The following is a 19,602-nucleotide window of genomic DNA, read 5'->3' as shown; positions in this document are numbered from 1 at the left end:
AGATGAATAATGAGATTAAAAAGTTCTATTAAAAAGCAACATTAAAAAAGCGGGATAACCAATTTTGCTGCTGAACATCTTGCCTATCACCTGTGCCTGAATATTGAATGCGCGCATTAGAAATACGGGTTGAAGCAATAGTGTTATCTTGGTCTATATCATCCGGACGAATATTGCCGCTTACACGAATATATTCTTCACCGGTATTGAGCATTAACCATTTCTCACCGCGAATAACTAAGTTGCCATTACTCAACACATCAATAACTTCAACAGAAATGGAACCTTTAATGCTGTTACTTTGATCAGCCGATGTTGATCCTTCAAAGGTATTATTATTTGCCATCGCATAAGACAGGGTATAATCATGCAGAGTGACAGGTTTACCTCCTAACTCTATCGGTTTCATGTGAAGATCGGTTTTCTTATCAAGATCTGAACTGGCATTTTTCTTCGCGGTGGTTTTTTCTTCAAGCAAGATTGTCACAATATCGCCAATACCGCGCGGCTTGGTGTCATCATATAAATCTTGCGCTTGATCTTGATTAAATAACGATCCGGTTGCAGTTGCATAATGTTCAGGCTTAGCTTGCGGTCGAACCGGATTCCATGCCGGATCATTCATTTGAGCATCATCACGCGCGCGTAAACGGTCAATTAAACTCTTTGATTCAGGCTGTTTACCTTCAACAGCATCAACATTAGTGGTGGCTTTTTCAATATCACTGCCCACTGAATCTGGCGTTGACATACACCCGCTTAAACTACAAACAAGAGCAATCAATAGCCAGCATCCATGGTGATTTGAATGTACTTTCACAGCGATTTCCTAGCTAATAAACTTATAGTTGCTGATTAACGTAACTCAACATTTGATCAACGGTTGAAATCACTTTGGAGTTCATTTCATAGACCCGCTGCGCTTCAATCATATTCACTAGCTCTTCAGTCACATTGACATTGGATGTTTCAAGCATTGATTGACGAATAGAGCCAAAACCTTCTAAACCAGGTGTACCTTCTTGCGGATCACCGCTGGCTCCTGTGGGTAAGAATAAATTTTGTCCAATCGGCTCTAAACCTGCGGGGTTAATAAAATCGGTGGTGGTTAATTGCCCTAGCACTTCATTTTCTTGTTGATCACGAATACGCGCCGACACTTCACCATCAGTACCGACAGTAATACCCACCGCATTATCAGGCACTACAATTTCAGGTTGCACCGGATAACCACTACCACTGGTGACTAAAATACCTTGATCGTTAATCGTAAATTGACCATTACGGGTATAACCAATATTGCCATCAGGCAGTAAGACTTGGAAAAAACCATCGCCTTCGATCATCATATCCATGGCATTATTGGTGGTTTGCGTATTACCTTGAGTAAACACTTTTTGAGTCGCAACCACTTTTGAACCTGCACCCAGCATTAAGCCACTTGGCGATGTGGTATCTTGAGTTGATTTACCGCCGGGCTGATTAATATTTTGATAAAACAGATCTTCAAAAACCGCGCGACTTTTCTTAAAACCTATGGTTGATGCGTTAGCTAAGTTATTAGAAATGGTTGAAATATTGGTTTGTTGGGCATCTAAACCCGTTTTACTGACCCACAATGCTGGATGCATGATGATCGTCCTTTAGTAATTAGCTGATACGCATCAGAGAAGAAGAAGATTTATCCATTTCTTCGGCTGTTTTCATTAACTTCACTTGCATTTCAAAGTGACGCTGTAAATCGATCATATTGGTCATTTCGGCCACCGCATTAACATTACTGCCTTCAAGCATGCCTTTAGCTAAACTGACGCTAGCATCGGCATCTAATGGATCACGATTACCAATCACCTTAAAGAGACCATCTGTATCTTTAAACAGACTTCGATTTTCAGGTTTGACTAACTTAATACGATCAACCGTTACCATCACATCTGATGGTGCTCCCTTAGGGATTACTGAGACCGTACCATCTTGACTAATCTCAATTTTATTAATCGGCAGAGGAATAAAGATCGGGCTATCATTGCGCCCTAAAACAAGCTGACCATTACTGTTTTGCAGCATGCCCATCTGATCAACGTTAAGATGTCCCGCGCGAGTATATCCTTCTTGACCACCCGCATCTTGAACAGCCAACCAACCATCACCTTGTACCGCAACATCAAGATCACGCCCAGTATTGATCATCGAACCTTGAGCAAAATCATTGCCCGTGCGCTCTGCCATAGTAAACACACGACTCGGCACTCCATCACCAAAAGCCTGCATACTACGCGCTTGCTGTAAGTCAGCACGAAAACCTGTAGTGCTCACGTTAGCAAGGTTATTGGCATGTACTCGCATGCCTTGCATATCTTGTTTTGCCCCGCTCATAGCGAGAAACAGCGCCCGATCCATTTTTTTGACACTCCTCTGTGCATTAGCCGATTTAAAGCAAAAACTACGCCAAGATGTGGGTAAAGAATAACAACGGCTAAGAATTGAGAACTGAAGATACAAAAACGCCACCGATAACGGTGGCGTCGAGCGATTAATAATAATTAACGCATTTGAAATTAACGGATCTGAAGAATATTTTGTTGTAGCTGGTTATTAACATCCAAGGCACGAGAACTGGCTTGGAAGTTACGCTGGGCACTGATCAAATCCACCAGCTCTTGAGTCATATCAATATTTGATTGCTCTAGAGTGCCACTTTTGATGGCGCCAAATGAACCTTGAGATGCATCCCCCCACACCACTTCACCCGACTCTTGGGTTGCATTCCATAGCGAACCACCAAGTTGCGTAAGCCCTTGCTCATTGGCAACTCGAGCCATCGCCACGCGACCAACAACTAAATCTTTACCGTTTGAATAAGACGCCATAATGTTACCTTCAGGATCGATATCCACTTTAGATAAATACCCTGTTGATGCACCATCAACATCCTGAAACTTACGCACTTCAAACGCCGATGCATACTGCGTTGGATCTTCATAATTCATGGTGATTGCTTGAGTGCCATCCGCACCACCCACATCAATAGCCGCCTCGGCAAAACTTTCCATTTGAATATTTAATGGTGTTCCAGGAATAGCAGCGTCAGGCGGTACTGCTGGTGTTGCTTTTAGTGGTTGTCCATTAGCATCAAACTTCATCATATACCCCAGATGACCATTTGCACCTGCGACTGAATACCCCGTAGGTAAAGACTCTGCTTTAGCATCTAATGCTTTTTCTTTACCGTTATTATCAGTCACGGTTTGGTAGACCTCCCATGTATTGGCATTGGTTGATTCTGGTGCTACGGCATTAGGATCATACTGTGCCACATAATAAGTGGTCATTTTATATGGCTTACCGAGTGAGTCATAAATAGTTGATGAGGTAGAACGACTGAATGAGTCACTATTTGTAAAATCAAATGGCTGCGTTTTAGGTACCATTTCTTTATTGGGCAAGTTAAGCGAAACTTTGATATTTTTAGACGCCGTTGGCTGTCCAAATACATCATCAATTTTTAAAGATTTAGCCTCATAAGAAGCAACAGTATTTGAATCTTGATTAACAGGATAACCGAGTAAAAACTTTCCTTCCGCATTAACTAATTCATTTTCATTGTTTAACTGAAACGCACCATTACGGGTTAAATTACTGTTTGCAGCTTCATTTTTATTATCTGCCACCGCAAAAAAACCCGCACCAGATACCCGTAAATCTAACGGGTTATTGGTATAAATGCTTGAACCTTCATGGAACTGTTGTGCCACGGTTGAAGTTTGTACACCACCACCAGTGGTGGTTTTAGCGTTTGAGAAGATGGAATTTGAGTACACATCACCAAACTCTGCCCGTGACTCTTTAAAACCAAAGGTATTGGCGTTGGCAATGTTATTACTGGTGGTATTTAAATCCTTTTGCGCAGCACCCAAGCCACTTAATGCGATATTCATGCTCATCGTAAATTATCCTTGTTGTGTACTAAGTGGTGCCGCTGATTGTGCACTTTTACCAATTTGTAAAACTTCGGCTAAGTTGACAGGTTTGGTCACCCCCGCCAGATTTAACATTACTTTGCCGTCACTATTACCTAATAAAACACTGTTAACATTAGCGTGAGTTAATACTTCAAATTGTTGGCTTTCGCCGCCAACAGTTCCCGATACCGAAAAGTTATATTTGCCTTGTGGCATCACATTACCAGCATCGTCTTTTCCATCCCATGCAAACGGATGTTCCCCTGCAGATTTTGCACCTAGAGTAATGGTTTTTACTAATACCCCTTGCTCATTTTCAACCCGCAGAATGGCGTTATCGACCCCTTGTTGCATCCGTACCATACCCGCCATTTCACCGTCATGGTTTTTCAATGCCGATGCACTTGGAATAAGCACATCTTGTCCAACTAACGATGAGGCTTGCAGCGCTTGGTTTGATGTCATAGCACTATTGAGTGAACCAAATTGTTCATTCATTTTATTGATGCCATCAACAGTCGCAAAAGATGCCATTTGAGCAATCATCTGATCATTACCCACTGGCTTAAACGGATCTTGTTGCGCTAACTGTTTAGTTAACAACGATAAAAAATCGTCTTGTTTTAATTGATTAGTGCCCGTTGTGGGTTGTTCTTGGGCAATCTTTTTATCTTGCATACCTTTTAACTGGTCAAGATAAGAAAGAGATTGCCCTGCACCGTTAATGGTTGTCATAACACAAACTCCTTAGCTTATTTGCCCATCTGCAAGGTTTTCATCAGCATTTGCTTACTTGCATCCGCCACTTGAACATTATTTTGGTAAGAGCGTGATGCGGAAATCATATTCGCCATTTCTTCCATCACATTGACATTAGGTTTATAAATATAACCAGCACTGTTCGCCAATGGATGCTCAGGATTATATTCCGCACTTAATGGCTCATTACTTTCAACAATCCCCTGCAGTTGTACTGGCACGCTAGCATCGCCTTGATTAGCACTATCAAGCGCTGCCGCAAAAATAGGGTAACGCGCTTTATAAGTTTCTTGCGCTGAGCTACTGACACTGTTGGCATTGGCTAAGTTACTAGAGGTGGTATTAAGTCGTACTGATTCAGCACTCATGGCAGAACCGGTCACATTAAAGATATTAAATAAACTCATCCATTATTCCCCTTTCAATGCCTTGGTTAAATTCTTAAATTTAGAGCCTAAAAAATCGAGCGATGCTTGGTATTCAATACTATTCTGCATAAATAAATTTTGTTCTAATTGCGCATCAACAGTATTGCCATCACCAGTATCAGGCTGAGTTGGCACTCGATAAAGTTGTTCGCCATTGGCGGCTGGAGAGGCAGTAATATGCCGCCCATTGGTACGATTAAGGCCAACGTTTGCCCCTGCGGTTGCCGATTGCAGGACGCGGCTAAAGTCGATATCTTTTGCCTTAAAGCCTGGAGTATTAACATTCGCAAGGTTGCTCGCTAATGTTTCTGCACGTGTTGCTCGTGCACCAACGGTATACTGATGAATACCTAATGCTTTATCAAAAGAAATCGACATACTTTGCCTCTACGGTGTTATTTACTGTCACAGTGACAACAGCAGTAAAGCAAAGACAATGCCAAGATGGAAAAGGGAGGAGGAAAAAAGAGGGAAAGCAGAGGAAAGGAGCGAGTTACGAGGAAGAGCGAGTGGCGAGAATGTAGTAACAACCTTTTCAGTTCGGGTTTACATCTCGAAAACTCAAATCTAGAAACCTTGAATCCTCGCCCCTAAATTACCTGCTGTTGCTATTATTTCAATTTATAAATAATACCGGGATTACAACGTACCATTTCAAACCGATCGCAGAGCCCAGTTAATGATTCAGAAGCACCCAGAAATAAGTAACCACCTGGGTTTAAACTGGCCGCTAATTGATTCAGCACTTTTACTTTTGTTGCTGGTGAAAAATAAATAAGTACATTACGACAAAATATTACGTCAAATTTACCTAATAGAACGTAGCTGTCTTTTAGATTTTGAGTGCGAAAATTAACCAATTGTTTCACTCGCGGGTTAACTTGCATGCCACCACTAATATGTGATTCAAAAAATAGTCTTCGACGTTCAACAGATAAACCACGACTTAACGCAAGGTTGTCATATACTCCTTCACGACACATATCAAGCATGGTCTGTGAAATATCAGTCGCCGTGATCTGAATGCTGGGTAGTAGCCCCGGTCGTTTCAATTGCTGTTCTAAAATAGTCATCGCCATTGAATACGGTTCTTGTCCTGACGAACTTGCCGCTGACCATATTTTTAATGGCCTTCTGTTGGCTGCAAGTTCAGGTAAGATCTTATCGGCTAAAACAGTAAAAGGATAACTATCACGAAACCACAGTGTTTCATTAGTTGTCATTGCATCTATCACTGCAACCCGTAATTCTCGATTACGCCCTTTCAATGCGCCTTGCAATAAATCAGACAAAGACGGCAACCCAAAACGTTTAATGAGAGGACTTAAACGACTTCGCACTAAATATTGCTTACTGTCCCCCAAAACAATGCCACACTGTGCTTCAAGAAAATGACAAAAGTCATAATAGTCTTGATCATTTACCGTTAATGTTGTCATCAATTACTCTTTCTTGTTTTTGTCGTTTATTGCATATTAAATAGATTTATTATTTAGAACTAACGCAAGCAGCAGTCACTGTCGTCATGGCATCTTTTACTGCTCGACCTAGCTCATCAGGATTAAATTTAGGAATAAAGGCATTAGCACCCACACGTTCAACCATCGCCTGATTAAAGACCCCACTCAGTGAAGTATGTAAAATAACATGCAGATCTTTTAACGCGGAATCATTACGAATCGCAGCCGTTAAGGTATAACCATCCATTTCAGGCATTTCAATATCTGATATCACTAAAGCTAATTGTTGATAAATACTGTCCTTTGCAGCCATGGTTTGTAATGTTCTAAAGGCTTCTTTACCGTCTTTCACACAAATGCAATCACAACCGATAGATTCAATCGCACGCTGCACTTGCTTACGCGCTACCATGGAGTCATCGGCAACGAGTACCGTTTTTACGGTTGGTGTTATTAAGCTAATTTCATTCAGTAATTCACTCGATAACCGAGTATCAACAGGTGAAATTTGATCAAGGATCTTTTCTACATCAAGAATTTCTACCAGTTCATTATCAATTTCAGTGACAGCTGTAAGGTAATTATTTCGTCCTGCGCCTTTTGGGGGTGGTAAAATCGCCTCCCAATTTATATTCACAATTCGCTCAACTGCTGACACTAAAAAGCCCTGCACTGAGCGGTTGAATTCAGAAATGATAATAAAACAATTGCTGATATCTTCGACAGGTCGCCCGCCGGTGGCAAGACTCATATCTATCACTGATATTGTTTGTCCTCGAATATAAGCGATACCTTTAACAAACGGATGTAAATTCGGCATCGATGTTAACTTAGGACACTGTAAAACTTCTTTAACTTTAAAGACATTAATCCCATATCGCTGACGCCGATTAAGTCGAAAAGTAAGTAATTCTAATCGATTTTGTCCTACCAACTGCGTACGTTGATTAACGGAATCTAAAATGCCTGACATGTGAAAGGGTTTCCTGTCTGAAAATATTAACAACACCAATACAAGCAATTTTTCAAATAATTACTTATGATAAGCCGCTTAATAACCGCATGATTACCACCGACAGAGAGCATAACGCCGTGATCACTCATCGATATTTAAACTTAATTTGCATTATTATCGGCAGTTTATTGCTGAACTTTAGTATTAATGTTCATGCCACATCTATCTCACAACAAAGCCTTATTCAGCAAACAGCAGCAGAGCATATAAAACGTTCGTTAGCGCCATCTGATTTTGGTAGTGTTAATATTACCGCTGCAACATTAGATTCTCGATTACGGTTTCCTACCTGCTCAAGTCCCCTAGTAGCAACCACGCCGGGTAAACAAACGTTATCAGGTAATGTTACGGTACTGGTACAGTGTAATAGTGAAGATTGGCAGCTCTATGTGCCGGTTAATGTTCAACAGACTCTGCCACAAGTGATCGCCACCACCCACCTCGGCCGTGGCGCTTTACTCAGTGCTGCTAACGTAAAAGTTGCCATGGTGGAAAGCCGCTTTCAACGTGGTGTCAGCTTTAATGATCCTCAACAAATTATTGGTTCAAAAGTAAAACGTACCGTGAAAGCAGGTGATGTCATTCAAGCAAATGATATCTGCTTAGTGTGCCGCAATGACAGTGTGTTAATTCGAGCCGGGCAAACAGGATTAGCCATAGTTACCACCGGCAAAGCATTATCAGATGGGGCTATTGGTGATGAGATTCGCGTACAAAATAGCAAATCAAAGCGAATCATTGATGGGGTCATTACAGCGGTAGGAGAAGTCTCGGTAAAATATTAACAACAACCGACAATAGGCGGCTAAAAATCAAAAATAATACGTCATAATATTTTGGTATTCGTAAACAAAAAAAGCTAAAGTTTATAGTCTATACGTCGATAATTGACTATAACGCTATTGGCATCGACAGGTACTACATTATGACAAACATTGATCATCTTCGTGGTGGGCAACCACTAAATACAGCTCGTACGGTTAACCATACCAAAACGGCAACAACAAATACGCCATCAACCACTACGATTGAACCGCAACACGACGCGGTATCTTTAAGTTCTCAAGGTAAAGCGGTTGGTCAAATTCATCAACAATTAGCAGCAGAAACCAGTTTTGATGCCGCAAAAGTTGCTGAAATAAAACAAGCCATCGCTAATGGCAGTTATACTATTGATGCCGACAAACTCGCTAATAATATAATCAAGTTTGAAGATGAACTTAACGATCTTTAATGCTGTTATTATTAAGAACTGATGTTATTAATAGACTAATATTATTGCGCATTTACTGTAAGGATCTTGGTTATGAAACACACTATTGAGCAATTGCTTGAGCTTCAACACACGGCTTTGGTCTCTCTTGCTGAATTACTCAACCAAGAAAAAACAGCCATAGCTCATCGACGAGCGTTAGAAATAGAACAATTTGCAAAAGAAAAACTGACACTGATCAATAGTATTCAACAACATGATTATCTTATTGCTCATCATTCACAGCGGCAACAATTACAAGACGATGCATTACTCGGTCAGCATGTTGAAGAAATTCAACAGCTCGTGACATTATGTAAACAACGTAATGACATCAATGGCGAAGTATTACAACGGGCGCAATTAAGTTTTCATAAACTCAATAACCTATTTCAACAAAGTCGAGGTCGCCACCAGATGACCTATAATTGTGATGGTAAGGCGCAGAATGTTCGCTCATTAGGCACCAACCTTAAAGCCTAATAGTTAAAACATCACTTGTTGATTATTAGGCACATGAAACACTTCGCCGTGTTGCTTCATACGTTCCATTAAGCCTAAATTTAATTCCATTTCAGTTACATAGCTATCACCTACAGGATAACTACGGATCACTTTGGCCCCTCGAATAATACCATCAACAGCACCATTCGTATTTTCAGGGCCTAGTTGCTGATTTGATAACGATGTTGTTGCTGAAATTCGTAACCCATAAATTTGTTCTGATAATTCACGGTACGCATCCACTTTTGATGCACGCATTGCCCGTAAACTTTTTTCTTCTTGAGTACGCCCATTTTGCTCACTAATTGACGCGTAACCAACGGCAAATACTCTTTCATTACTATTGGTTAAATTCGGGTGAGTACCACTATTTGAAGAAGAACACCCTGATATTAAGATTAATAACACCATTATTAGCCATTTAGTCATCACGGTTATCCTTAAGGTCGTAACACAATATTATTGGTAGTAGGCTGTTGTTGTTCCGTTCGAATAATCACCCCATTACGGATTTGAATCTTATTCATAAAATCCAAATCACGCCCAATACGCTCTGCGGGTAAAAAGCCTTGTGCCGTGGCAATAACAACATGCGATCGCATTCCGATGATTCTTGCATTCACAAGCACACCGCCGCTTTGACGTAACATTGTCCCCGTTAGCACATAATCAACCGGCTGTTGCGCTGACAATTCTTGCCAATTACGACTAATACTAAAATCACCATTACGTGTTACTTTAATCACCCCTGTTGATTTGTAATCAACGACCGTAAATCCTCGTTGCTGCATCTGAAACATAAAATTTTCACTAACCACATTACCCAACCAATTAGTGACCCCCATATCTTGCAGATCAACAAACGACGTCACAGCCAAAGGCGTACTTGCAGTTAAATATTGATTGGACTCAATAAGTTGATTTGTGAGTCCTTCAACAAAATAATCGACCGTATGACGAGGCGTCGTTGTTAGCGAATACCCCGCTGAAGAAAATGGCTCTTTACCGTTATAAACTTGGGGTCCTGTACAAGCTGTTAATAGTAGCGCACACACCACCAGTATAAATTTGTTCATTGTTGGTCACTCTTGCTACGTGTGATAAGGGATATATCGTTCACGAATACAATTTCTTTAATGAGAAGCACCAATTGGGAACACTCTTTGCATTCCGTTGTGGTTATGTCCTGATCAAAGCAAAAAACATACCTAAATTGGCCTTTTATGAATAAAAAATTATTACTCTGTTTAAATGCGTTATGGTTGTTCGTATCACACTCAAGTCATGCCCAATGGGTACAGGTGACAGGTGAAGCTAACATTCTTGAAAGTAAAGCGACCGCACGCGTCAATGCCTTAGAAAATGCGGTCTTTCAAGCAATGACATTTACGGGAGGTGAGATTGCCAGCCTACCGATGCTTAAAACTTATTTGCAAGAAGATCGGCAACAATACCGTTTTAGCGGTAATGAAATTCGACATATTAGCGTGCTAGAACAGAAAGATGCTGGCGGCAAAATGTATGTTACAGCCAGAATAGATATTTACCCATCGGCAAAAAGTTGCCACAAGGTACAATATAAGAAAGGATTATTACTGGGGAAATTTTCACTCGCGGAGCCACAACAAGCAGCGATGGGCAGTATTTATCAGCTAGGGGATGATTTTTCAAAGGTCTTACAAAAAAATATTCAGCAACGTTCGCAAAGTTTTTTAGTAACAGGTGTTACCCAAGTGCCTGTTAGTGCTAACCATGCAGATGCGATGATGATGTTAGCTGAAGATAATGACGCACAATATTTGGTCAGTGGTGAGATCACGGATATTTCCGCTACCGTTGATAATCATCTATTACAACCCAACACCATTAATCGTCAATTTGCGTTAACTCTTAATATAATGGACGGTAAAACAGGTGAGACAATCTACCAAAATAGTTACCGTGATATTGGTTTATGGCCCTTTGCTCGTACAAGTTATGTTGATACTAAAACGGCACGTTTTTGGGTATCACCATATGGGCAAAGTATTCAACGCGTCACTCAAAATATGATGTTAGATATTGAAAGTGCCCTTTCATGCCGCGCTAGCCTGCCTGAAATAATTAATATCCATCAAGGCGTCGCTCAAATCAATGTTGGTCGAGTACATGGGGTTCACAACGGTGATCAACTTAAATTATGGCACAGCGCAGGGTTTATCGATCAGAAAGGTATTCCACGCAACCGTATGGTTGAAACAGCGATCACACTTACCGTTAATCGAGTCTATGAAAAGTCTGCAGAGCTTAGTGTTAATCAACCACAACTGGCATCTAGCATTCAACCTGGCGATTTACTGACCAAGCAGTTGAATCAATAACACTATTTTCTTAAACTCTGCTAATTTTCGTGTACACTGTGCGAACGCTTCCTTAGCTCAGATGGATAGAGCGTCCCCCTCCTAAGGGGAAGGCCGCTGGTTCGACTCCAGCAGGGAGCGCCATATTAAAAAAGCCAACCTATAGGTTGGCTTTTTTACATTTTAGACTCTCATTCCAATTTAATTCTTGATTACTATCCAGCCAAATTAAACGATTAAAAACTATTCGTTACATCATAAAACTAATACCACCTTTAAGTATAATTTAATAATATTTGAACGTTGTTTTTTACTGTTTTTTATTTATACTACCTACAATTTATAAATATCTTTTTATACGTTTACTTTGGACATTTTTATGAAATTAAAATTAGCACCTTTTATTATATCTGCAGTACTTCTAGCGCCTGTTACCGCAATGGCTAATACACCGGTTCAACTTTCTTTACCGGGTGTTAACTTACCTGCGGGAAATGTATCAGGAGCACGTTTAAACGTACTTTACGGTCAAACAAGTCAAGTAACAGGTGTCAACTTTTCATTGTTAGGCGTATCGACTATCAATAACTTTACAGGTCTTAACTTTGGTTTAGCATTTGGTGTTAACCACACTACGTCAAGCATGACAGGTTTAGAATTTGGTTTAGCTAACTGGAACGAAGGCAATGCTACAGGTGCTGACTTTGGTTTAGTTAACTATACTGCCAATAACTTCACTGGTGCTCAATTTGGTACCTTTAACTATGCTGGTTCTCTGAATGGCCTTCAGTTCGGTTTTGTTAACGCAACAGATCACATTAATAAAGGTGTGCAGATTGGTTTAATTAACTACGATAAGTCAGGTACTTTTGTAAGTAAAAACCTGCCAATCTTCCCAATTATTAATGCGCGTTTTTAATCGTTACTAAACGCAAAAAACCTCGCCAGTTAACTGACGAGGTTTTAAATTTGGTGGAGCTAAACGGGATCGAACCGATGACCTCTTCGCTGCCAGCGAAGCGCTCTCCCAGCTGAGCTATAGCCCCAATATACTGCTTATGATATTGATGTTTTTAAAAAATGTCATTATCGTAAAACAAAAAGTGTGATCAGCTTTACGTTCGTTATAAAAAAACGGAAGTATCAATGACACTTCCGTTCTTATTAACAATAAACTAATGTTTACGCGTTAGCTTCGCGCTCTGCAATATAATCTAATGCCATTTGAATACGAGTCACAACACGCTCTTTACCAATCAATTGCATTACTGCATCAACTGATGGTGATTGGCCTTGACCTGTAACAGCAACACGTAGTGGCATGCCAACTTTACCCATACCTAATTCTAGTTCTTCACAAACTTGAACGATAACGGCATGTAGATTTTCAGTTGTCCATTCTTCTAGCGCTTCTACTTTGGCAAGTGCTAATGCCAATGCATCTTTAGCAACTGGGCGTAAGTGCTTTTTAGCCGCACCCGCTTCAAACTCACTAAAATCTTGGTAGAAGTAACGTGATTGCTCTGCTAATTCGATCAGTGTATGGCAACGCTCACCCACTAACGTAATCACTTCAGTAATTGCAGGACCATTTTCAATTGAAATTTGTTTTTGATCTAAATGCCATTGTAGGTATTTAGCAACATATTCAGGTGCTGCTGTTTTAATGTAATGGTTGTTTAGCCATAACAATTTATCAGTATTGAATGCTGATGCTGATTTACTTACAGACTCAAGCGTAAAGCAATCAATCATCTCTTGTAGTGAGAAAATTTCTTGGTCGCCATGAGACCAACCTAAACGTACTAGGTAGTTTAGTAGCGCATGCGGTAGGAAACCGTCATCACGGTATTGCATTACACCAACAGCACCATGACGCTTAGATAGTTTAGCGCCATCATCACCAAGAATCATTGCACAGTGTGCAAACTCAGGTACTGGCGCACCTAATGCTTTGTAAATATTAATTTGACGAGGGGTATTGTTAATATGATCTTCACCACGAACAACTTGAGTGATACCCATATCCCAGTCATCAATAACAACACAGAAATTATATGTTGGGCTACCGTCAGTACGACGAATGATTAGATCATCTAATTCACTGTTTGAAATTTCGATGTGACCACGGATCTTATCATCAAAGATCACTGTGCCTTCTTTTGGATTACGGAAACGAATACAGAATGGAGAATCTGCTGTTGCTGCCGCATTTGCTGCAATAATTTTAGGATGATTAGCATCATAACGTGGCTTAACACCATCTGCCATTTGTTGCTCACGAATCTCATCAAGCAGTTCTTTCGGGCAGTAACACTTATACGCTTTATCTTCTGCTAGTAATTGATCAACCACTTCATTATAACGATCAAAACGCTTAGTTTGGTAGTAAGGACCTTCATCCCAATTTAACTCTAACCATTCCATGCCTTCCATAATCGCATCAATCGCTTCTTGCGTTGAACGTTCGATATCTGTGTCTTCGATACGTAATACGAATTCGCCGCCCATATGCTTAGCAAATAGCCATGAATACAATGCTGTACGCGCACCACCAACGTGCAAAAAGCCAGTTGGGCTTGGTGCAAAGCGAGTTTTAACCGTCATTGAGATTACCTTATGAATGATGGATGACACAGTAAAAGCTACTGTGCTAAATCTATTGGTAGGTATTCTAGCACTGTGGGCTAATTCTACAATAATCAGGAAGACGAGAGCGTAAAATAGTCATAGTAGATGAGTCACAATAAAAAATTAGAGAGTCCATTCTCTATTATCAAATCAAAAGTCGTATGATTCACCGCCGTGTTGTTTACATATAAACCAAGGAACAAAAACCGTCTCATTATTTGATAAATGACAGTATGTTTGACCAAAACCACCTGCGCCATTTGAACCACCAGAAGCAAAAACATTTGAACTTACAGCCAATACCATCGCCGTCATAATACCAATAATATATTTTTTCATATAATCACCTTCGTTAGTTGAGTTACCTAACTCAATTGTAGGAAGAAGATTAATAATCCAGTTCTCTTTTTTAAGATAATAAAAAAGCCCATCGAAATGGGCTTTTAAATTCATACCTAACTAATTGTTATATTAGAAAGTGTAAGGAATAATAACTTGGAAACGTAAATCTGTTTCATCAGCAGAAGCTGCACCAGCAAACTCATCACGCTCTAGCATTGTTGCGTGTAGACGAATGGTAGAACCTTTAAGTGCACCATTTGGTACTGAGTAAGAAACTGTACCGTTAACTGCGTACTCGCTCTCGTAATCCCAGTCACCCATAGCGCCATCAGCTGCTGACTTGCTGCCAGAACCGTAACCGAAGCCTAGGTAGTAGTTCCAACCATTGCCTTGATCATATGATAAACGGTTGTAGATCGATACTTCGCCTGATTTGTTCCAATCAGATAGTGCATCCCACCATAGTGAATATGTACCATTTGTCATACCGTATGTGTAAATCATACGAGGGTTAACATCACGATCGTTATCACTCTTCGCGTATTGAAGATCTGTCATCCATGAGAACTGACCGAACTTAGCGTTGAATGATAGACCCGTGGTGTAACCAAGGCCATCATATTGTACGTCATCATTCACACCGTAGAAATCGTATGCAAGTGACATGTTTTCATTGATATTGTACTTAGCGTAAACCTTGTAACCTGTTGTATCAGTCTTATCGTGGTAACTAGTTACCTCACCCGCACCCCAATCAATGCCTTTTGCATATTGAATATCAGTTACTTGACCAATACCGAATTGTAGGTATAACGCGTCAGTTGCATTACCTTGTAAACCTAGAGAGTGTGCAATACCCCAAGATGTATCAGACCATAATGCAGGTGCATAATCATGCTCACTTAGTAACCAAGGAGCAGTGAATTGGTCAGCAATAAAGTAAGTAGCTTTAAAATTACCAAAGTTTGCATTCAGTTCAGCACCACGGTATGTACCAGGAACGAAAGACCATACGTTACCTAAAACACCATTACCATTTGATTGAGTAAAACCAAAGCGACCATCTACATTTTCGCCCGCTTTAAATTTCAATGCCGCTTTAGTAATCTTAACAGGGTTGCCTTCACCTGAACCCCAGTCAAGGTTATTTGATGTAGAGATTTCATTCGCTAAGTATTCACCAGTACCTGCATTCATTGCACTATCGTTGTACAAATCACCAGATAGATAACCACCAATATCAGCACCTAGCCAACCGTTATGGTAACCAGAAGTAAAATCTAAAATTAGGTTATAAGCAGAGTAATTTAGACGGCTCCATGAATCACCATCTTTACCGCCAGGTTTACCAGTAGTACGAGTACGAGAACGCGTATCAACAACTGCAACACCGGCTAATGTTGAATCATCAAGAAACTCATTAACAGCTACCACATATTCTGGACCTGCTGCACTGTCTTCGGTTGCCATAACAGGCGCTGCAGATAATGCACCGACCATTGCTGCGGTTAAAGCCGAAACTTTAAAAAACTTTGATTCCATGGAATAACTCCTAAAAGATATTAGCTGTTTACTTGCCCCTGAAAGGTTGGCCGCCGAAGATGACAAGTAAATCTCCTATATGTCAGTCGAATCAATTCGACTAATGCATATTATTTCGTTTTTAATTGAACTTTAAATAACTTCGGCATTAAGACTACTTTCGCAGCGCAAAACATCAATAAGAACTTACTTTTTAATAGTGAAAATATGATTGAGTGCAAACTTTTGACGCTATCGTGATCAATGTCATATGTTTACCAAACCACAATGAAATATAAAAATAACCATTTAAAAACAACAAGATATACTCACATTAAGATATTGTTGTGAACCGTGTCGTATTTTATAAATACTATGATTAACAAACCTAAAATTCACAAACTATCACGAGCAATATAAAATATTACTTATGATCATGATTAAATAAACACCTAAAATTAAGTCTGTCCTCAATAAAAAGAGATGGTTTTTATCAAAAAAAAAGCCTCACAAAGTGGGGCTTTACTCTTAAATATTTGTATTTTTATGCGTTATTCATTAAATCAACTAACTGTTGTTCATCCCAAATTTCAATATTTAGCTCTTGGGCTTTAGTTAATTTAGAACCTGCAGCTTCACCAGCAACCAATAAATCAGTTTTTTTAGAAACACTACCGGTTACTTTCGCACCAAGTGCTTGTAATGCAGCTTTAGCGTCACCACGGGTTAATTGTGACAATGATCCTGTTAGCACTACGACTTTACCCTCTAACGGCAATTCAACCCCAGCTTGTGGTTTTTCAATCACAGGCCAATGAATACCTTGTGCCAATAAGTCATCAATAACGGCTGTATTGTGAGGTTCACGGAAGAAATTAAACAAATGTGCTGCAACCACTTCACCAACATCAGGCACTTTTATCAATTGATCTTTAGAGGCCTGACTGATCGCCTCTAATGTTTCAAAATAATTAGCGACATTAGCAGCGGTAGCTTCACCCACTTCGCGAATCCCTAATGAATAAATAAACCGCGCGAGGGTTGTTTGCTTCGACGCAGATAAAGCATCTACTAATTTTTGCGCAGATTTAGGTCCCATACGCTCAAGTGCCGTTACCTCGCCAGCACTGAACTTAAATAAGTCAGCAGGCGTCATCACCATTTCACGATCAACTAATTGCTCAATCACCTTTTCACCGCAGCCATCAACATCTAATGCTTTACGTGAAACAAAATGCTTTAGTGCTTCTTTACGTTGTGCTTGGCAAAATAAGCCACCAGAACAACGTGCGACAGCCTCTCCTTCAACACGTTCCACTTTAGATTGGCACACAGGACATTGTATTGGAAAGACTATCGCAACAGCATCAGCAGGACGACGAGACTCAACCACCGCGGCAATTTGAGGAATAACATCGCCAGCACGACGAATGATCACCGTATCACCAATCATTACCCCTAAACGTGACACTTCATCAGCATTATGCAACGTCGCATTACTGACCGTAACACCACCAACAAATACAGGCTCCAATTTTGCTACAGGTGTAATTGCCCCAGTTCGTCCCACTTGAAACTCAACATTGTTTAAAATTGTCATTTCTTCTTGAGCAGGAAACTTATAGGCAATCGCCCAACGTGGAGCTCGAGCAACGAATCCTAATTGCGACTGCAGATCTAACTGATCAACCTTGATTACAACCCCATCAATTTCATAACCTAATGATTGACGTTTATCACCAATCATTTGATGGTATTCAATCACGGCCTCAATACTATCAACGCAACGAATTTCAGGGCACATAGGTAGACCCCATGCTTTAAGTTGACATAGACACTGATATTGAGTGCCCACTAACTCACCGCCCTCAACGACCCCGACAGCATAAGCATAAAAACTTAACGGACGCGTTGCTGTGATTTTAGGATCTAGCTGACGTAAACTTCCTGCTGCTGCATTACGTGGATTAGCGAAAGTTTTAAGACCTTTTTTAAGCGCGTTGGCATTCAGCTCATCAAAGCCTTTTTTGGGCATAAAAACTTCACCACGTACTTCTAACCGCAGCGGCCAATCATCACCGCGTAAACGCAATGGAATTGCGCCAATAGTACGTACATTGTGGGTGATATTTTCCCCCGTAGCACCATCACCTCGTGTTGCCGCTTGTACCAAAATACCATTTTCATACAGTAAACTTACCGCTAGGCCATCTAACTTAGGTTCGCAGCAGTAATGAATACTGCTGCTATCACGTAATCGATCCTGAAGACGTTTTTGAAAATCGCGTAAATCGTTATCATTAAATGCATTACCTAATGATAACATTGGGATTTCATGGGTTACTTGAGTGAAACCGTCAAGAGCACTTCCACCAACGCGTTGGCTTGGTGAATCAGGTGTTACCCATTGTGGATGTTCAGCTTCTATCGCCAATAACTGTTGCATCAGACGATCATATTCAGCATCTGGTATCTCAGGGTTATCTTCAACGTAATAACGATGGCCATGATAATCTAATTGTTGTTTTAAGCTGGCAAGTTGTTGCTGAAGGTCGGTGCTCATTTCAATTCCTACCTGAAAAAATGTTGATTAATGACTCTGATTACAAAACAGCAAATCATTATAGTTATATCAGTAGATACAATAAAATTCAGGCCCCCGAAGGAGCCTGAATTTTTATCAAAAAAAATCGTTTATCAACTTAACATTGATTATATTTTACTGATTTTTCTCGATATGCTGCAATACGATTTGGTGTGATCATCACACGATCTTGATCCATTACATCTGCATTAAGTTGGTCTGCAATTTGCTGTGCTGTTTGCAACATCATATTGAAGTTACTTGATGCTTTACCATGACACGGCAACATTAAGAAAAAGCCAATACCAGGTGTTTCAAAATGCTGATAGTTTACTTCTGGAAATGTGCCAGGATTAAGCAAGTTAGTAACAGAAAAAATAACAGGCCCAGTGCCTGCTAAATCAGCATGACGGTGAAAAACTGAATTTTCACCAAAAATCAATCCATTACGTTCTAAACAAGCAAATAGTGATGGCCCACGTAGAACTTTACCTTTACGAGCATGTACACAAACAGATAAATAACTTGGTGGTAGAAGTTCTGCCTCAGGTAAAACTTCTGGTTCTATAATCGTTTCTGGCTCAGAAATGACTTCAAACTCCGATGTTACCGTTGTAACAACGTCAGCTTTGATCTCTTCTTCATCTACAGGCATAAAAATAGGTGCTGGGGCTGCGGTAACATTTTCTGCAATCGTAGGCTTAACATCAACAGCTTGAGTTGCAGCACTTGGTTGAGGCGCAACACTTGGCTGAGGCGCAACACTTGGCTGAGGCGCAACACTTGGCTGAGGCGCAACACTTGG

General features: G+C 40.3%; 21 protein-coding genes and 2 tRNA genes. 6 read left to right on the top strand and 17 right to left on the bottom strand.

The window, feature by feature from the left end; translation table 11 throughout:
- Positions 1–28: 28 nt before the first annotated feature.
- The 9 genes from Q0V26_RS05790 to Q0V26_RS05750 form a co-directional block, all read right to left on the bottom strand.
- Positions 29–751 carry a flagellar basal body L-ring protein FlgH gene (locus tag Q0V26_RS05790; protein WP_107275434.1) on the bottom strand — a complete coding sequence of 241 codons (723 nt, stop codon included), beginning with the start codon at positions 749–751 and terminating at the stop codon, positions 29–31.
- 91 nt (positions 752–842) lie between these two features.
- The gene (flgG, locus tag Q0V26_RS05785) at positions 843–1,631 is read right to left on the bottom strand and encodes a flagellar basal-body rod protein FlgG (protein WP_080157004.1); all 789 of its coding nucleotides are present in this window, start codon (positions 1,629–1,631) and stop codon (positions 843–845) included.
- A gap of 19 nt (positions 1,632–1,650) precedes the next feature.
- A complete protein-coding gene (flgF, locus tag Q0V26_RS05780; protein WP_107275300.1) occupies positions 1,651–2,400 on the bottom strand; it encodes a flagellar basal-body rod protein FlgF in 750 nt (249 codons plus the stop codon).
- A 158-nt stretch (positions 2,401–2,558) separates the two neighbouring features.
- On the bottom strand, positions 2,559–3,944 hold the full coding sequence (flgE, locus tag Q0V26_RS05775) for a flagellar hook protein FlgE (protein WP_297479166.1): 1,386 nt from the start codon (positions 3,942–3,944) through the stop codon (positions 2,559–2,561).
- 6 nt (positions 3,945–3,950) lie between these two features.
- Positions 3,951–4,697, bottom strand: a complete 747-nt coding sequence (flgD, locus tag Q0V26_RS05770; protein ID WP_080157009.1) for a flagellar hook assembly protein FlgD — start codon at positions 4,695–4,697, stop codon at positions 3,951–3,953.
- A 17-nt stretch (positions 4,698–4,714) separates the two neighbouring features.
- The gene (gene flgC / locus Q0V26_RS05765; RefSeq protein ID WP_045036601.1) at positions 4,715–5,128 is read right to left on the bottom strand and encodes a flagellar basal body rod protein FlgC; all 414 of its coding nucleotides are present in this window, start codon (positions 5,126–5,128) and stop codon (positions 4,715–4,717) included.
- Positions 5,129–5,131: 3 nt separating this feature from the next.
- A complete protein-coding gene (gene flgB, locus Q0V26_RS05760) occupies positions 5,132–5,527 on the bottom strand; it encodes a flagellar basal body rod protein FlgB (protein WP_080157011.1) in 396 nt (131 codons plus the stop codon).
- A gap of 233 nt (positions 5,528–5,760) precedes the next feature.
- Positions 5,761–6,588: a protein-glutamate O-methyltransferase gene (locus Q0V26_RS05755; RefSeq protein ID WP_297479154.1), complete on the bottom strand. Its 828-nt coding sequence runs from the start codon at positions 6,586–6,588 to the stop codon at positions 5,761–5,763.
- 49 nt (positions 6,589–6,637) lie between these two features.
- Positions 6,638–7,582: a chemotaxis protein gene (locus tag Q0V26_RS05750; protein ID WP_297479152.1), complete on the bottom strand. Its 945-nt coding sequence runs from the start codon at positions 7,580–7,582 to the stop codon at positions 6,638–6,640.
- A 119-nt stretch (positions 7,583–7,701) separates the two neighbouring features.
- Here Q0V26_RS05750 and flgA point away from each other — a divergent pair, with 119 nt between their 5' ends.
- From flgA to flgN, 3 genes are all read left to right on the top strand, one after another.
- Positions 7,702–8,409: a flagellar basal body P-ring formation chaperone FlgA gene (gene flgA / locus Q0V26_RS05745; RefSeq protein ID WP_080157017.1), complete on the top strand. Its 708-nt coding sequence runs from the start codon at positions 7,702–7,704 to the stop codon at positions 8,407–8,409.
- A 140-nt stretch (positions 8,410–8,549) separates the two neighbouring features.
- Complete coding sequence (flgM, locus tag Q0V26_RS05740) at positions 8,550–8,858, top strand: flagellar biosynthesis anti-sigma factor FlgM (RefSeq protein WP_297479146.1); 309 nt, start codon at positions 8,550–8,552, stop codon at positions 8,856–8,858.
- Between the two features lie 72 nt (positions 8,859–8,930).
- Entirely contained in the window at positions 8,931–9,359 is a 429-nt protein-coding gene (flgN, locus tag Q0V26_RS05735) for a flagellar export chaperone FlgN (RefSeq protein ID WP_080157021.1), read from the top strand.
- A 3-nt stretch (positions 9,360–9,362) separates the two neighbouring features.
- On the opposite strand, the gene Q0V26_RS05730 is transcribed toward flgN, so the two are convergent.
- Together Q0V26_RS05730 and Q0V26_RS05725 are read right to left on the bottom strand one after the other, a co-directional pair.
- Positions 9,363–9,809, bottom strand: a complete 447-nt coding sequence (locus Q0V26_RS05730) for an LPP20 family lipoprotein (protein ID WP_080157022.1) — start codon at positions 9,807–9,809, stop codon at positions 9,363–9,365.
- 11 nt (positions 9,810–9,820) lie between these two features.
- Positions 9,821–10,456 carry a FlgO family outer membrane protein gene (locus Q0V26_RS05725; protein ID WP_080157024.1) on the bottom strand — a complete coding sequence of 212 codons (636 nt, stop codon included), beginning with the start codon at positions 10,454–10,456 and terminating at the stop codon, positions 9,821–9,823.
- A gap of 147 nt (positions 10,457–10,603) precedes the next feature.
- Here Q0V26_RS05725 and Q0V26_RS05720 point away from each other — a divergent pair, with 147 nt between their 5' ends.
- The 3 genes from Q0V26_RS05720 (at position 10,604) to Q0V26_RS05710 (ending at position 12,638) form a co-directional block, all read left to right on the top strand.
- Positions 10,604–11,740 carry a flagella assembly protein FlgT gene (locus tag Q0V26_RS05720; protein ID WP_297479134.1) on the top strand — a complete coding sequence of 379 codons (1,137 nt, stop codon included), beginning with the start codon at positions 10,604–10,606 and terminating at the stop codon, positions 11,738–11,740.
- Between the two features lie 46 nt (positions 11,741–11,786).
- A tRNA-Arg gene (locus Q0V26_RS05715) sits at positions 11,787–11,863 on the top strand.
- A gap of 235 nt (positions 11,864–12,098) precedes the next feature.
- The gene (locus Q0V26_RS05710; RefSeq protein WP_297479132.1) at positions 12,099–12,638 is read left to right on the top strand and encodes a hypothetical protein; all 540 of its coding nucleotides are present in this window, start codon (positions 12,099–12,101) and stop codon (positions 12,636–12,638) included.
- A gap of 51 nt (positions 12,639–12,689) precedes the next feature.
- Here Q0V26_RS05710 and Q0V26_RS05705 read toward each other — a convergent pair.
- From Q0V26_RS05705 to zipA, 6 genes are all read right to left on the bottom strand, one after another.
- Positions 12,690–12,765, bottom strand: a tRNA-Ala gene (locus Q0V26_RS05705).
- Positions 12,766–12,901: 136 nt separating this feature from the next.
- Entirely contained in the window at positions 12,902–14,326 is a 1,425-nt protein-coding gene (gltX, locus tag Q0V26_RS05700) for a glutamate--tRNA ligase (RefSeq protein WP_297479130.1), read from the bottom strand.
- A gap of 174 nt (positions 14,327–14,500) precedes the next feature.
- Complete coding sequence (locus Q0V26_RS05695; protein ID WP_297479128.1) at positions 14,501–14,689, bottom strand: hypothetical protein; 189 nt, start codon at positions 14,687–14,689, stop codon at positions 14,501–14,503.
- A 132-nt stretch (positions 14,690–14,821) separates the two neighbouring features.
- The gene (locus tag Q0V26_RS05690) at positions 14,822–16,234 is read right to left on the bottom strand and encodes a porin (protein WP_297479125.1); all 1,413 of its coding nucleotides are present in this window, start codon (positions 16,232–16,234) and stop codon (positions 14,822–14,824) included.
- Between the two features lie 523 nt (positions 16,235–16,757).
- Entirely contained in the window at positions 16,758–18,776 is a 2,019-nt protein-coding gene (ligA, locus tag Q0V26_RS05685) for an NAD-dependent DNA ligase LigA (protein ID WP_297479123.1), read from the bottom strand.
- A gap of 139 nt (positions 18,777–18,915) precedes the next feature.
- Positions 18,916–19,602: cell division protein ZipA (gene zipA, locus Q0V26_RS05680; protein WP_297479121.1), on the bottom strand; the 687-nt coding region annotated here is incomplete at its 5' end.

It is taken from the genome of uncultured Photobacterium sp. (assembly GCF_947039875.1).
Taxonomy (GTDB): domain Bacteria; phylum Pseudomonadota; class Gammaproteobacteria; order Enterobacterales; family Vibrionaceae; genus Photobacterium.
The sequence above is the reverse complement of the archived record's forward strand: the minus strand, read 5'-3'. Positions and strand labels throughout refer to the sequence as shown.